The organism is Prevotella sp. LMAG:51 (genome assembly GCF_008680225.1).
Taxonomy (GTDB): domain Bacteria; phylum Bacteroidota; class Bacteroidia; order Bacteroidales; family Bacteroidaceae; genus Prevotella; species Prevotella pectinovora.
This window is the reverse complement of record NZ_NALQ01000015.1, coordinates 102,852-118,342: the sequence shown is the minus strand read 5'-3', so window position 1 is coordinate 118,342 and position 15,491 is coordinate 102,852. Positions and strand designations below refer to the sequence as shown.

Sequence of the window (15,491 nt, the reverse complement as noted above, 5' to 3'; positions counted from 1 at the left end):
AGTCGCTTTTTTGCATTACCTTTGCACGACTAAAAGATGGAGACAGACAACATGAAATATAATACGGCGACTCTCGACAACGGACTGCGTGCTATCCACTGTCCGTCAGCATCCCCCGTGGTGTATTGTGGATATGAAGTGTGTGCCGGCACACGCGATGAGAAGGAAGGCGAGGAAGGCATGGCACATTTCTGCGAGCATACCACCTTCAAGGGCACCCGCCACCGTTCGGCAATGCAGATACTCAACAGGCTGGAGAGCGTGGGAGGCGACCTCAACGCCTTTACCAACAAGGAAGACACGGTGTACTATTCCGCCATTCTGAAAAACCATTTCCCGCGTGCCGTAGACCTCCTCACCGACATCGTGTTCGGCAGCACCTATCCGCAGGCGGAGATAGACAAGGAGGTGGAAGTGATATGCGACGAGATAGAGAGCTACAACGACTCGCCGGCAGAGCTCATCTTCGACGATTTCGAGAATGCCATCTTCGCCGGACATCCCCTGGGGCACAATATCCTCGGTTCTGCCGACACCCTCCGTACATACACCACTGCCGACGCCCTGCGCTTCACGCAGCGCTACTACAGGCCGGAGAACACCGTGTTCTTCGTATATGGTGACGTAGACTTCAAGAGCGTGGTGCGACAGCTCAAGAGAGCCACATCGGCATTTCCTGCCGCCCAGCCGCTCGTCGACGTGACACCCTCCATAACGCTGCCCCCATACCAGCCCCAGCATATCGTACACGACAAGGGAACCCATCAGGCACATGTCATGGTGGGCAACAGGGCGTACAGCGCACACGACAACCACCGTCTGCCCCTCTATCTTCTCAACAACATCCTTGGCGGACCAGGCATGAACGCACGCCTCAATATCTCGCTGCGAGAGCGCAACGCCCTTGTCTACACGGTGGAAAGTTCCATGGTGAGCTATTCCGACACCGGACTCTGGTGCACCTATTTCGGCTGCGACCCGAAGGACGTAAAGAAATGCCTTCGCCTCGTGCGCCGCGAGCTCGACCGCGTTATGGACCGTCCCCTCTCAGAAAGTCAGCTCAAGGCAGCCAAACGCCAGATAAAGGGACAGATAGGCGTGGCATGTGACAACAGGGAGAGCTTCGCCCTCGATTTCGGCAAGGCATTCCTTCATTATGGTTGGCTGAAAGACGTGGAGAAGCTGATGGCAGACATCGACAACGTAACGGCGCGGGAAATACAGCAGGCGGCACTCGACATCTTCGACCCCGACAGGATGACCACGCTGATATATGAATGAGATGCGCTTTTGTCGCATTCTGCACGTTGCAGGGATGAAAATAAACTCCCGAGTGTTACTATATCGTAATAAATATATGACTTGGGCAACTTTTTAGTTAAAAAAGTAACATATTTGAAAAAGATAGCTTATTTTTGCATAAGCATAAAAGATAGGCCACTTCTCGACCTCGTTTTTTTTATGAAAAGAGAAAAGAATCCGGATTAGATGGAAGTAACAGAGAATACGATTGACATAGACAAAATACTTAAGGACAAGATGGGCGACAAGGCACGCTACGTGCCGGGAGTGCTCACCAGATGGCTTAGGCATATAATCCACCAGAAAGAGGTGAACGCGTTCTTGTGGGAGCACAAGGACCACATCGGTGTGGAGTGGCTCGAAGACTGTGTGAAGTATCTCGACATGACGCTCAAGATTGAAGGCGCCGAGAACCTGCCCGACAAGAACGACGGCAAGCTCTACACCTTCGTCAGCAACCATCCCCTCGGAGGCATCGACGGAGTGGCGCTCGGAGCCGTGATAGGAAAACACTACGACGGCAACTTCAGATATCTCGTGAACGACCTGCTCATGAACCTGCCGGGACTCGCCCCGCTCTGTATCCCGATAAACAAGACCGGACATCAGAGCCGCAATTTCCCCGCCATGGTGGAGGCTGGATTCAACAGCGACAACCACATGCTGATGTTTCCCGCCGGACTCTGTTCAAGGCGTATAAAAGGCAGGATACACGACATTCCCTGGACGAAGACCTTCGTGACGAAGAGCGTGGAATACCACCGCGACATAGTGCCGATACACTTCGGAGGGCAGAACTCCAACTTCTTCTATAATCTTGCCAACATCAGCAAGCGGCTCGGCATAAAGTTCAATATCGCCATGCTGTTCCTCGTCGACGAGATGTACAAGAACGTCCACAAGGAATTCACCATCAAGATAGGCAAGCCGATACCGTGGCAGACCTTCGACAAGAGCAAGACACCCAAGCAATGGGCACTCTACGTAGAGGACAAGGTGTATGAGCTGTAATGGAAGAGAGGGGAGAGAAACAAAGACAAGTCAGTAACAAGAAAGAACAGATATTCTTACAACAATATCATCAGAAAATGGAACAAGAGATTATCCAGCCAATAGATAAGGAATTGCTCAAGCAGGAGCTCACTCCAGAGCGCCAGCTGCGAATGACAAACAAGAGCAACAACGAAATATATATCGTAACGGCTCATGAAGCGCCCAACGTGATGAAGGAAATCGGCCGTCTTCGTGAGATAGCCTTCAGAGAGGCTGGCGGCGGCACCGGCAAGAGTATGGATATCGATGAGTTCGACACCATGCCAAACAGCTACAAGCAGCTCATCGTGTGGAATCCGGAGGCTGAAGAGATCATCGGCGGCTATCGCTATATCCTTGGCACCGACGTTGATGTTGACGCCAACGGACAGCCCGTGCTCGCCACGAGCCACATGTTCCATTTTTCCGACAAGTTCATGAAGGAATACATGCCGCAGACCATTGAGTTGGGTCGCTCCTTCGTGGCGCTTCCTTATCAGAGCTCCAGAATGGGAGCCAAGAGCCTATTTGCCCTCGACAACCTGTGGGACGGACTGGGAGCGCTTACCGTGATAATGCCGAACGTGAAGTATTTCTTCGGCAAGATGACCATGTATCCCTCGTATATACGCAAGGGCAGGGACATGATACTGTATTTCCTGAAGAAGCATTTCGACGACAAGGAGAACCTCGTGATACCGATGGAGCCGCTCAAGATAGAGACAGACCCGAAGGAACTCGAAGAGATATTCTGCGAGGATGATTTCAAGGCAGACTACAGGATTCTCAACCGTGAGATACGAAAGATGGGCTACAATATCCCGCCGCTCGTAAACGCATACATGAACCTCAGTCCTACGATGAAGCTCTTCGGCACCGCCATCAACGATGGCTTCGGCGACGTGGAGGAGACGGGAATCCTCATTGCCGTTGACGAGATTCTGGAGGAGAAGCGCATGCGCCACATCGACTCCTATATCAAGGACCATCCTGAGGCCCTCGCCCTTACCAGCGGTGCAAATCCTATCATATATAAGGAAACGGAGAAAGAGTGATGATGGCAGGGCAACCCACACAACCCACACAACCCACCCTGGCCCTCCCAAAGGGAGGGGACATAGTTACTCTGCAACTGAACTTCAGCCCCCTCTCGTTCTCCCCCGTAGGGGAGATGCATGTTACTCCGGTTTGTGGGTAAGTTGTTGAAATTCAGATACTCCAGAGCAATTGATATTTCAGAATAATCGATACTCCAGTGTAATCAGTCCCTCCCCTACGGGGGAGGATAGGTGGGGGCTGATGTCAGCGGAATCATTTGTACTGGTAGGTGGTTGATGACAGTAGAATCATTTGCTCAGGTAGGTGGCTGATGCCAGCGGAATCATCTGCACAGTAGGAAGCTATGGGGGATAAAAAAAAATGGGGTGTCATTTTATAGTTATCCTTTAATAGTTTTAACCTTATGACACCCCAATGCGGCAACGACTTGCCGTCGTCAGTAACTACAAACAATCTATTACCACTTTTTTTGCTAAAAAATGATACACATAGGTCAATGCCTCCCGGCATGGTAACCTATTAACAATAGATTGAGAATGTGTATCTCTATGTATTTTGCGAATATAGCAATAAAGTCAATCCCTTGTCTTTTTCAAACCGTTTTTTTTGTTCGCTTTTGTTATCTTTAACTCAAGATAGAAAAAACCTTTAGAAGTGGGATGCATACAACAAACGCTTATTTCCGCTCCCTTTTCCTTCGTTTGTAACACTTGGCATAGTTGCACAATCCGCATGTATATTCCAGCTTTTTCACTTCCCTGCCGAGTCCTGTCACACCGCTCACGCTCTTTATCGGAACCATCAGCGACGAGTCGGTGAGCCTCACTCCGCAAGGGTCTTTCTCCGGCAGCATACTGAAGAGCATCTGCTGTTCGCTCACGTGCCATCCGCAGTAGCCCGGACTGAACCGGTTGGTGTGTTTCCATCCTCTGCCGTTTATGAACACCTGCAGCCAGCGCTCCATGATGTCGGCGGTCTTCTCTGCTATCACGCTTCCCATGGCATCGGCGATGAACACCCTCACCATGTCGCCCTCCTCTTCCAGTTGGCGTTGCAGCCTTTCAAACTCCATGCCGCTCGTAGCCACGAAAAATGCGTAAGCCTCCGATCCGCGCAGCTGTGAGGTGATAATCGGTCCGATGCCGAACGTGTGTCCGCCGGTGGTGAGCGTCTTCGAGTGGCAGTCCAGTTCTCCCTCCTCTTCGATGTGAAAGCAGAATCGTGGCTTCAGTATATCCCTCACCCTCTCTCTCATCCTCTCAATCTCCAGTCTGGTGTCGTCGTCAGCCTCCGCCTCCCCGTAGCCCATCTGTATGAGCAGTTCGCGGTCGGTGATGTCGAGGTCGTCGTAAGTCAGATGTTTCTCAAACATGATGTTGTAATTTATTATCGTGCCACACAGACTGTCTGTGCTGTGTCTATAGATGCAAAAGTATGAAAAAAAGGTAATATGAGAGCACAAGGGTGGCTTTTTTTATTGGCAGCCATTTTGGTTGCAAAAATAAACGGTGTTTTGCTGATGTCTGGAATTTGCTTGTATTGGCAGAACTCTGTAAACACGACCATGGGAATATATGCCTGTGTTGGGCAAGCATCGTGCCCATTTTAAACCCGAATCGGTCGTTAGGTCTTGCTTGTATTTTGATTATTTAGAAGAGTGTATTTTGTTTGGCTTTTAATGAGTAATAGCGAACGGCCAGATATACTGTTCCTAATTTCCAAGTTGTGGATATTTTGAACACTTTTCTTTGGAAAAAAGAATGTTTTAAGAAAATATGACTATATTTGCGGTCTGAACATTTTTAGAGACGGTGAAAAAATAAATTGGTATGCTTTTACCTTCACTTAGGAAAGAATTATTTATCTAACGACAGATATATTTATGGAAGAGAAAGAGCTGAACGTGAATATCGACTATCTCGTGGAGAAAGGTCTGGTGAACTATACCGATGGCGACATCGTGTTGCTCAACAGCAATGACCATGCCCATGTGGAACGCGCGGTGAGACTCGAGATGGTGACGATTGGCTTTGTGGAGAAGGGAGAGATGCAGTGCGACATCAATGGCGTCAGCGTGAAGGCTGTGGCAGGCGACTTGGTGATATGTCCGCCAAACTCGTTTATAAACAAGAGCAAGTGTTCTCCCGACTATGAGGTGAAACTCATGGCCCTGTCATACAAGGCGATGCGCAAGAGTCTCATTATCAACCGCGATGTGTGGAACATCATGGCATACGTGGCGAGAAACCCCGTCATCCATCTCTCCGGCGAGTCACGCTTTCTCATCGACAAATACTATTCGCTCATACGCTACAAGATAGACAATCCCCACGGCTATTACCACAAGGAGATAATGCAGTCGTTGTTCCACTGTATGTTTTATGAGCTTGCCGCCATCATCGCCCCCAATCTGGATGTCAAGAGGATGGATGCCGGTTTCAGACAGGGCGAACTCCTGTTCCACCGCTTTATAGAGATGCTTGCCAATGTCAACGGTAGCGACCGCTCCGTGAAGTCATACGCCGAGCGGCTCTGTGTCACTCCGAAATATCTCTCAACGGTGTGCAAGTCGGTGAGCGGCAAGACAGCCTTGGAGTGGATACACGAGTATATAGCCGAGCAGGTGACCCAGAAACTCAAATATAGCGACATGTCGGTGAAGGAAATCGCCGACAGCCTGGGATTCCCCAATATCTCGTTCTTCGGAAAGTTCGTGAAGAGCCGTTTCGGAGCATCGCCAAAGGAGTACAGATACATACTGCAGAATTCCGTTCCGAAAGACGATGCAAAGTGAGGAGTGCGGCGGCATTAACCACAAACATTCTGATTACCGTTTGGGGATTAGTCTGCCGCTTTCTTCATATATTCCAGTTCCGGCTTGCAGCGAAAACCTGTCTGTCGGATTTTTTCATGATAAAGAGCATTACAAAGAGGCGTGTGCCAACGTCTTGATATATAGGGTGAGGATTATTATACTGTGTCCTTTCCCTTCGTAAAAAACTACCTACAAGACAATGATAAAGACAATATTCTCATCACTCCTGCTGTTCCTTATGGGAACACCCGTCATGGCAGGCGACATATATGTGGCTCCTACAGGCAGCGACACCGCTCCTGGCACAGTCAGTGCCCCTCTGCTCACTCCTGCCGCCGCCATCAGGATGGCGAGGGAGTGGCGCCGGCTCAACAGACAGGAAACGGCTGGAGGCATCCGCATCCACCTCAGTGGCGGAGACTACCGTCTGCAGAAACCGCTGTTCCTGCGCCCCGAAGACTCCGGCACACCGGATTCACCCACTGTGATATGCGGTGATGACGGCGGAAAACCGACGGTGATAAGCGGAGGAATGCCTCTCGACGGCTGGCATAAGGGATGTTCAGACACGAGGATTCCTGAGAATGTCCGTAGCCGCGTGTGGGTGGCAGACGCTCCAAGAAGCGGAAACAGGATAGTATACTGCCGCCAGCTGTGGGTAAACGGCAACAAGGCGGTCAGGGCACAGCAGGGCCGTTATGGCGAGATGATTCGCATGAAAGACTTCGATGCGGCATCACGCACCATCACTATACCCACGCCAAAAGAAGACCTCTCCGGCGCAGGAGAACTCGAAATGCTCGTTCATCAGCGGTGGGCGATAGCAATATTGAGAGTAAAGGAAATGCGGCCCCTCGGCAATGGCTACACTCAGGTGTCATTCCATGAACCTGAAAGTCAGCTTGAATTCGAACACCCATGGCCACAACCCGTGATAGACGGTGAGAAAGGCTGTTCATCGTTCTGCCTCGTCAACGCCCCACAGCTGCTCGATGCTCCGGGAGAGTGGTATCAGGACTATCCCTCCGGCAGGATATACTATCTGCCACGAGAGGGAGAAGACATGACTACAGTCGAGGCCATAGTGCCGGTGATGGAAACGTTGGCTTCCGTTGACGGCACGAGGGAGCGCACGGTACACGACATACAGTTCCAGAATATCACTTTCGCCCACTCCGCATGGACACGTCCGCTATACGAAGGACTGGTGACGCTGCAGGGCGGTTTCCGCATGACAGACGCCTACAAGCTGCAGAAGCCGGGACTGCCGGAGAAGGCATCGCTTGAGAACCAGGCTTGGATAGCCCGTCCTGAAGCTGCCGTCAGCATCCGTCATGCCAGCGGCATAGACTTCAAGGACTGCCGCTTCGTCCATCTCGGAGCGACAGCACTCGACTATCAGTTGGCAGCATCCCGTTCCACGGTCAGCGGATGCACCTTCTCAGACATCGGCGGCACTGGAATCCTTGTGGGACATTTCCCCGACGGAGGCTTCGAGACCCATGTGCCCTTCAAACCGCTCGTGTCATCTGATCTCTGCGACGCCATAACGATTACCGACAATGAGGTGAGCGACGCCGCCAACGAGGACTGGAGCTGTGTGGGAATAGCAGCCGGCTACGTCAGCAATATCGAGATAAGCCATAACGAGGTGCACCATCTCAACTACTCCGGCATCTGCGTGGGGTGGGGATGGACCCCACGGGAGAGCGGGATGCGCAACAACAGGATAGTTGCCAACTACGTGCACGACTTCGCCCGCCAGCTCTATGATGTGGGAGGGATATACACCCTGTCGTCGCAGCCGGGATCAGAAATAAAGAACAACAGGATAGAAGACCTGCATGAGGCTCCATACGCCACCAACGACCGCGCCTTCTACATCTATTTCGATGAGGCCACCGACGGATATACCGTTACCGGCAACTGGTGTCCGAAGGAACTCTTCGGCTACAACCAGCCGGGAAAGAACATGCTGATAAAAGGCAACGGACCGAAGGTGGACAAGGCTACGAAGGAAGCCGCCGGCAGACTGAGGCGATAATCCACTACTAAAACAATAGAATACAACATACACAATGAGACCAACAAACTACCATCTGTTCGATTTCATGGATTTCGATACAGACCTCAAAAGAGATGAGTCGCTGTGGAAGGCATACAAGCCGACATCCGTCAGAGAGAAGGATGGAGACATCCTCGTGGAGGTGCCTTTCCAGAAACAGCAGCTTGCCAACGATATGGCTCCCGACACCGATGTGCTGCAGGAGACACAGACTCTCGTGATACGACAATATGAACCCGGAATCCTCCGCCTCTTCATGGGATGCGGGGGAGAGCAACCCTCAGACACCTCGGAGATGCTGCAGATGAGCGCTCGTGTGAAACGGTTGCCGCTGAAAGCGGAGTTCGTGGATGACCAATGGATCATTACCGACGGCGCTGGTGTGAGAAGGGCGGTGATAAACATGCAGCAGCCGGTGCTCGACAGATGGAGCGAGCTGCTGCCCGACCCACAGGAGACACTCGACATGCGACTGTATCCCGACGGGAAACATGAGGTGAGACTCGCCGCCTACGACCACTTCTCGCCGCCACGCTATGATGCCCTGCCTTTGGCTTACTGCAAGCTGAACGGCAGGAGAGAGCGTGCCACGTTGTCGTTCGAATGCAAGCTTAACGAGTGCTTCGCCGGAACAGGGGAGCGCTTCGGGAAGATGGATCTCAGCGGCCAGACTTTCTTCCTGAAGAACCAGGACGGACAGGGAGTGAACAACCGCCGCACATACAAGAACATACCGTTCTATATCTCCAGCCGCATGTATGGCGTGTTCTATCACACCACGGCATATAGTAAGCTGTCGCTCGCCGGAGTGTCAACGCGGTCTGTGGAATTTCTCAGCGACCAGGCTCTCATCGACGCCTTTATCATCGGCGGCGACACCGTGGAGCAGATTACAAGAGGCTATCGCGACCTCACCGGCTATCCCTCCATGCCGCCGCTATGGAGCTACGGAGTGTGGATGAGCCGTATGACATATTTCAGTGCCGATGAGGTGAACGGCATCTGCGAACGTCTGCGCAAGGAGCATTATCCATGCGACGTGATACATCTCGACACGGGATGGTTCAAAACCGACTGGCTCTGCGAATGGAAGTTCAACGAGGAACGCTTCCCCAATCCGAAGAAGTTTGTGCAGGACTTGTTGAAGAGGGGCTTCAAGGTATCGTTGTGGCAGTTGCCGTATGTGGCGGAAGACGCTGAGCAGATTGACGAGGCACGCAAGAACAACTATATCTGCAAGCTCACAAAGCAGCAGGATTCAGAAGGCTCCAACTTCTCAGCCCTCGACTATGCCGGCACCATTGATTTCACCAGCGAGAAGGCGACAAACTGGTATAAAGGTCTGCTGAAGAATCTTCTCGATATGGGAGTGAAATGTATAAAGACCGACTTCGGAGAGAATATCCACATGGATGCCGAATACGAGAACATGTCGCCGGAACTCCTCAACAACCTCTACTCGCTGCTCTATCAGAAGGCGGCATACGAGATAACGAAGGAGGTGACAGGCGACGGCATCGTGTGGGCACGTTCCGCATGGGCAGGATGCCAGAGATATCCGCTGCATTGGGGCGGAGACTCCTGCAGTTCGTGGGAGGGACTCGCCGGTTCGCTGCGTGGCGGACTCCATTTCGGACTCTCCGGCTTTGCCTTCTGGAGCCACGACGTGCCGGGATTCCATACGTTGCCAAACTTCATGAACTCCGTTGTCCGCGATGATGTGTATATGCGCTGGACACAGTTCGGCGTGTTCTCCTCGCATATCCGATACCACGGCACCAACAAACGTGAGCCATGGCATTATCCCAACATCGCACCGATGGTGAAGCGCTGGTGGAAGCTGCGCTACAAACTCATTCCATATATCCTCCGCGAGAGCGAGAAGGCAACACACAGCGGATCAACCATCGTGCAGGCACTTATCTTCCACCATCCCGAAGACAACAACTGCTGGCATATCGATGATGAATACTATTTCGGCGACGACTTCCTTGTGGCTCCCGTAATGAGCAGCGACAACTGTCGCGACATATATCTGCCGGAAGGAGAATGGGTAGAGTTCTTCACCGGCGACCGCTTCTCGGTAAGCGACGGCGGCAGATGGCTGAAGGACATAGAGACACCGCTCGACCGTATGCCGGTGTTTGTGCGCAAGGGTGCCGTAATCCCCGTTTATCCGGAGGATGTAGACAGCACCGACGACATGGATATGAGCAAGGTGAAGAATCTCATCATCAACGAGGAGTTTAAGGGATTTGAGATTTGAGTGAGGAGAGAGGAATGAGGAGAGAGGAGTCAGGATTGAGTAGTTTGGAGTGGTATTTCTCCTATTTGTCCTATTTGTCCCATTCTTCCCATTCCTCCCATCCCCTTTCCCAAGAAAATTATAAATCATAACAATTATGTGGAAACCCAATTTAGAAGAAACCAAGAAACACTATATAGACTGGTGGAACCATAAGGGCATCGTGCTCAATATGTGGGAACACTTCCAGGAAGGCGTCAAGCCCCATGCCGACGTGCCCATGCCGCCGGCACCGAAGTCGCTCGACCAGAAATGGTTCGACCCGGAATGGCGTGCCGAATATCTCGACTGGTATGTGGCACACAGTTCGATGAAAGCCGACATGCTGCCTGTTGCCAACACGCAGCTCGGTCCCGGTTCGCTTGCAGCCATCCTCGGCGGCGTGTTTGAGGGCGGAGAGGATACCATCTGGATACATCCGGACCCCAACTACACCGACGACATCAAGTTCGACATCAACGACCCTGCCAACAAGAACTGGCAGCTTCACAAGGATCTGCTGCGTGCCTGCAAGAAGAAAGCCAAAGGCAACTACTATGTGGGCATGCCCGACCTGATGGAAGGCATGGATGTGCTCGCCGCCATGAAGGGCACCGACAAGGTGCTTCTCGACACCGTGATGCAACCCGAAGTGCTGGAGCGGCAGATGCAGCAGATAAACGACATATACTTCCAGGTCTTCGACGAGCTATACGACATTATCCGCGAGGGCGACGAGATGGCATTCTGCTATTTCTCATCGTGGGCACCTGGAAAGATGACAAAGCTGCAGAGCGACATCTCCACGATGATCAGCGTGGAGGATTACCGCCGCTTTGTGCAGCCCTTCATCCGTCAGCAGTGTCAGAAGATAGACTACACGCTGTATCATCTCGACGGTGTGGGGGCAATGCACCATCTGCCAGCCCTGCTTGAGATAGAAGAGCTCAACGCCATACAGTGGACGCCGGGAGTGGGAGAGCCACAGGGCGGATCGCCCAAGTGGTATGACCTCTACAAGAAGATTCTTGCAGGAGGAAAAAGCATCATGGCATGCTGGGTGACCCTCGACGAACTGCGTCCGCTGCTCGACAATATCGGTGGCGACGGAGTGCATATCGAGATGGATTTCCACAACGAGGACGAGGTGGAGAAGGCATTGCGCATAGTAGAGGAATACCAGGAAAGTGCCGACGAGCCGGAAGCCGCCGACAACACTATCCGTATCAACAAGACCATGACTCCCGACGAGGAGGTGATGGCTATCATCGACAAGATAGAAAGCGGGGATGCCAATGCCGCTTCTGCCGCTGACGACAAGATGAAAGCCCTGCCTCTCAAGGCTGCTACTCTCGGCAGACCGTCGATGGATGTCGTGGCAAAGGAAAGGATATTCGTTCTCGACGGTGCTACAGGAACCACCATCCAGCAGTATAAGCTCACAGAAGAGGAGTTCCGTGGGGAGAGATTCAAAGACTTCGACGGGGAGGTCCGTGGAACAAACGACCTGCTTGCTCTTACTTATCCGGAGATTGTGACAAGTATGCACCGCCGTTTCCTTGAAGCAGGTTCAGACCTAATCACCACGAATACGTTCAATTCACAGCGCGTCTCGCTTGCCGACAAGCATCTGCAGGACTATGCAAGGGAGATAAACCTTGAAGCTGCCCGACTGGCAAGGAAAGAGGCTGATGCCTATACATTGATGAATCCGCGTAAGCCCCGTTATGTGCTTGGTAGTGTCGGTCCTACAAGCAAGACCCTGTCTATCGGAGAAAGTGCGGAGTTCAACGAAGATATCCTTCATGATGCCTACTATGAGCAGATAGAGGCTTTGATAGACGGCGGCGTGGATGCCGTGCTTATAGAGACAATATTCGACATAGAGAATGCCAAGGTGGCCTTGCGGTGCTGCAAGGAAGTGATGCTGAAGAAAGGCTTCCGTCTGCCTATAATGATGAGCTTCACTGTGGCAAGCGAGGATGGACACAACATGCTCGGACAGTCGGTAGTGGACTTTGTCAAGAGTCTTAATGACGACAGCGTGTTCAGCGTAGGACTTAACTGTTCGCTCAATGCCGCCAAGATGGCACCTATCATCCAGCGTATGGCTGCCGAGACCGGCTATTATATAAGTATGTTCCCAAATGCGGGATTGCCGGACGAACACGGTCATTACCTCGACACTCCAAAGATGATGCAGACCGAGATATGGCCAATCGTTGAGGCCCATCTGCTGAACGTGGTTGGTGGATGCTGCGGTACTGACGATTTGCATATCCGTGAGATAGCAAAGCTCGTGCAGCCGATAGAAGGATTGTTCATCACTCCTCACTATCCTGGAGGGGCTGGAAATTCTGGGGTTTCTGGCGTTTCTAGTCTTTCTAGCGTTTCTAGTGATTCTAGTCTTTCTAGAATTTCTAGCTTTTCTAGCATTTCTAGAGATTCTAGCGCTCCTGTGAAAGAGAAGAAATGCTCCTGCGGCATCGACCACGATGCCGCCCCTGTAGCCACATCCAAGCCGGAGAGCAATGCTGCAGAGGAAGTCTTTGAGGCAATCCTCGCCGGCAAAGGCGACAAGGCTGCCGATGCCACCAAACGTGCTCTTGATGAAGGCGTGGCTCCGCAGGACATCATAAACGGTCAGATGATACGCGCCATGAGTGAGGTGGGACAACGCTTCCAGGACGGTAAAGCCTTCGTGCCACAGCTGCTGATGGCAGGACGTGCCATGAAGGCGGCTCTTGAGATTCTGAAGCCGCTGCTCGCCGGACAGGCATCCACTACGCTGGGCAGGATAGTGATAGGAACCGTGAAGGGCGATCTCCACGACATAGGCAAGAATCTCGTTGCCTCTATGCTCGAGGGTTGCGGCTTCGAGGTGAAGAATATCGGCATCGACGTGCCGAGCGAGAAGTTCGTTGAGGCTGTAAAAGACTATAATGCCGACATTCTCTGCATGAGTGCGCTGCTTACAACCACCATGACATATATGAAGGATGTTATCCAGGCTCTTGAAGATGCCGGAATACGCCAGAACGTGAAAGTGATGGTTGGTGGTGCTCCCGTAACACAAAACTTCGCTGACGAAATCGGTGCCGACGGCTATAGCGACAACGCAAACTCTGCCGTTGCCGTAGCCAAGGAGCTGATGGGAAAATAAGACGAATACAGATAGGAAATAAAACGAATAAAACAATAAGACCCACCCTTGCCATCCCCGATGGGAGCCGGATGGGTTTAAAACTACAAAACCTATGAATACTCAAAATCTTGATGCACTTGATTGGATAATCCTTGTCGCTTACTTTGTGGTGCTCATTGCCATAGGAATGTGGGCAAGCTCTAAGGCAAAGAAAAGCGGAAACATGTTTCTTGCCAGCCGCTCTCTGCGCTGGCACCACATCGGTTTCTCCATGTGGGGCACCAATGTCGGTCCGTCGATGCTCATCGCATCAGCCAGTGCCGGTTTCTCCACCGGCATCGTGTCTGGCAACTACGCATGGTACGCCTTCGTGTTCATCGCCCTGCTCGCCTTCGTGTTCGCTCCACGATATCTTGGCACCGGCATCTCCACGCTGCCGGAGTTTATGGGACTGCGTTTCGGCGACTCCACACGCAATATCCTGGCATGGTATACCATAGTGACGATACTCATCTCTTGGCTTGCCCTCACGCTCTTTGCCGGAGGAATCATAATCCGCCAGGTGTTCGGCATGCCGATGTGGCTCTCGGCAATGCTGCTTCTCGCCATATCAGCGTTTTTCACTATGCTCGGCGGACTGAAAGCCGTGGCATATACCAACGTTTATCAGATGGTGCTGCTCATCATAGTGTCGGCAACGCTAACGGTAGTGGGAATATGGAAGCTCGGCGGCGAGTCTTTCTCTCATGGCATAGCGGTGCTTGCCAATCCCGATGTGGTGCCGTCAGACTATTGGAACCTCTTCCGTCCTAATACCGACCCCGGTTATCCGTGGCTGCCTATCATCCTCGGCTATCCCATCATGGGTGTGTGGTTCTGGTGTACCGACCAGTCTATGGTGCAGCCGGTGCTTGCAGCGCGCAACCTGAGCGAAGGACAGCGGGGAGCCAATTTCACCGGCTGGCTGAAGATTCTGGATGTGGCGATATACATCCTTCCCGGAGTGGTATGCTTCGCCATGGTCAAGACAGGGTTCTTCGGTAATGTGCAGGTAAATGCCGATGACGCCTATTTAAAGCTCGTCTATGAGCTTTTCCCTGCCGGTATGGTGGGATTGGTGCTCGCTGTACTTACGGCGGCTCTGATAAGCACTATCGGCTCTGCCCTGAATGCCTTGAGTACGGTGTTCACCATGGACATTTATGTGAAGAACATCCGTCCGAAGGCATCTCCCGAAGAAATCCGCAAGACGGGACGTGTCGTTACCGTTCTCGGTGCCTTGGTGTCTATCGTCATCACGGTTGCCGTAGACGGCATCAAGGGTATGGACCTGTTCAATGTGTTCCAGTCTGTGCTCAGCTTCATCGCTCCGCCGATGGCGGCAGTGTTCCTGATGGGAGTGTTCTGGAAGCGCTGCACTACACTTGCCGCCAACATGACGCTGACGTTCGGCACGGTGCTCAGCATCGGCACAGGAATACTCTATCTTTGGGTGATACCGGGATTTTCTGAGATGGTGCATTTTATGCTCCTCTCGTTCTTCATCTTCGTCGGTCTGGTAGCGATTATGATAGTGGTAAGTCTGTATGACATGAATGCCAACGAGAAACACGTCATCGTGGCTGTGAATGAAAAACCGGCAAGGAGTGTCATCATAGCATGGGTGTCGCTTGCCGTGGTGATGATAGCCCTCTATGTGTTTTTCAACGGCAACTGACAATACTGTAGCACGGAAAATATAAGATAGGATTATAAAGAATGTTGGTTTTATGACGGTTGGATGCCAACC

The 15,491-nt window shown here is 52.0% G+C and carries 8 protein-coding genes and 1 pseudogene; 8 read left to right on the top strand and 1 reads right to left on the bottom strand.

Annotated features, from left to right (window positions below; translation table 11 throughout):
• Window positions 1-51: 51 nt before the first annotated feature.
• The 3 genes from CCC32_RS04815 to glsB all read left to right on the top strand — a co-directional run bounded on the left by CCC32_RS04815 (window position 52) and on the right by glsB (window position 3,389).
• Window positions 52-1,281, top strand: a complete 1,230-nt coding sequence (locus CCC32_RS04815; protein WP_287072829.1) for a M16 family metallopeptidase — start codon at window positions 52-54, stop codon at window positions 1,279-1,281.
• A 207-nt stretch (window positions 1,282-1,488) separates the two neighbouring features.
• Window positions 1,489-2,313 carry a lyso-glycine lipid O-acyltransferase GlsA gene (glsA, locus tag CCC32_RS04810; protein ID WP_042518113.1) on the top strand — a complete coding sequence of 275 codons (825 nt, stop codon included), beginning with the start codon at window positions 1,489-1,491 and terminating at the stop codon, window positions 2,311-2,313.
• Window positions 2,314-2,390: 77 nt separating this feature from the next.
• Window positions 2,391-3,389: a glycine N(alpha)-acyltransferase GlsB gene (gene glsB, locus CCC32_RS04805; protein ID WP_022317487.1), complete on the top strand. Its 999-nt coding sequence runs from the start codon at window positions 2,391-2,393 to the stop codon at window positions 3,387-3,389.
• A 680-nt stretch (window positions 3,390-4,069) separates the two neighbouring features.
• Here glsB and CCC32_RS04800 read toward each other — a convergent pair.
• Window positions 4,070-4,765, bottom strand: a complete 696-nt coding sequence (locus tag CCC32_RS04800) for a vitamin B12 dependent-methionine synthase activation domain-containing protein (RefSeq protein ID WP_287072680.1) — start codon at window positions 4,763-4,765, stop codon at window positions 4,070-4,072.
• A 510-nt stretch (window positions 4,766-5,275) separates the two neighbouring features.
• Between CCC32_RS04800 and CCC32_RS04795 the strand changes: the two genes are divergently transcribed.
• The 5 genes and pseudogenes from CCC32_RS04795 to CCC32_RS04775 all read left to right on the top strand — a co-directional run bounded on the left by CCC32_RS04795 (window position 5,276) and on the right by CCC32_RS04775 (window position 15,419).
• Window positions 5,276-6,187, top strand: a complete 912-nt coding sequence (locus tag CCC32_RS04795) for a helix-turn-helix domain-containing protein (protein WP_287072678.1) — start codon at window positions 5,276-5,278, stop codon at window positions 6,185-6,187.
• Between the two features lie 220 nt (window positions 6,188-6,407).
• Window positions 6,408-8,252 carry a right-handed parallel beta-helix repeat-containing protein gene (locus CCC32_RS04790; protein WP_287072675.1) on the top strand — a complete coding sequence of 615 codons (1,845 nt, stop codon included), beginning with the start codon at window positions 6,408-6,410 and terminating at the stop codon, window positions 8,250-8,252.
• A 34-nt stretch (window positions 8,253-8,286) separates the two neighbouring features.
• On the top strand, window positions 8,287-10,539 hold the full coding sequence (locus tag CCC32_RS04785) for a glycoside hydrolase family 31 protein (protein WP_287072673.1): 2,253 nt from the start codon (window positions 8,287-8,289) through the stop codon (window positions 10,537-10,539).
• 139 nt (window positions 10,540-10,678) lie between these two features.
• A pseudogene (locus CCC32_RS12780) lies at window positions 10,679-13,720 on the top strand (homocysteine S-methyltransferase family protein); the annotation flags it as partial.
• Window positions 13,721-13,814: 94 nt separating this feature from the next.
• On the top strand, window positions 13,815-15,419 hold the full coding sequence (locus CCC32_RS04775) for a sodium:solute symporter (RefSeq protein ID WP_287072669.1): 1,605 nt from the start codon (window positions 13,815-13,817) through the stop codon (window positions 15,417-15,419).
• Window positions 15,420-15,491: the final 72 nt, after the last annotated feature.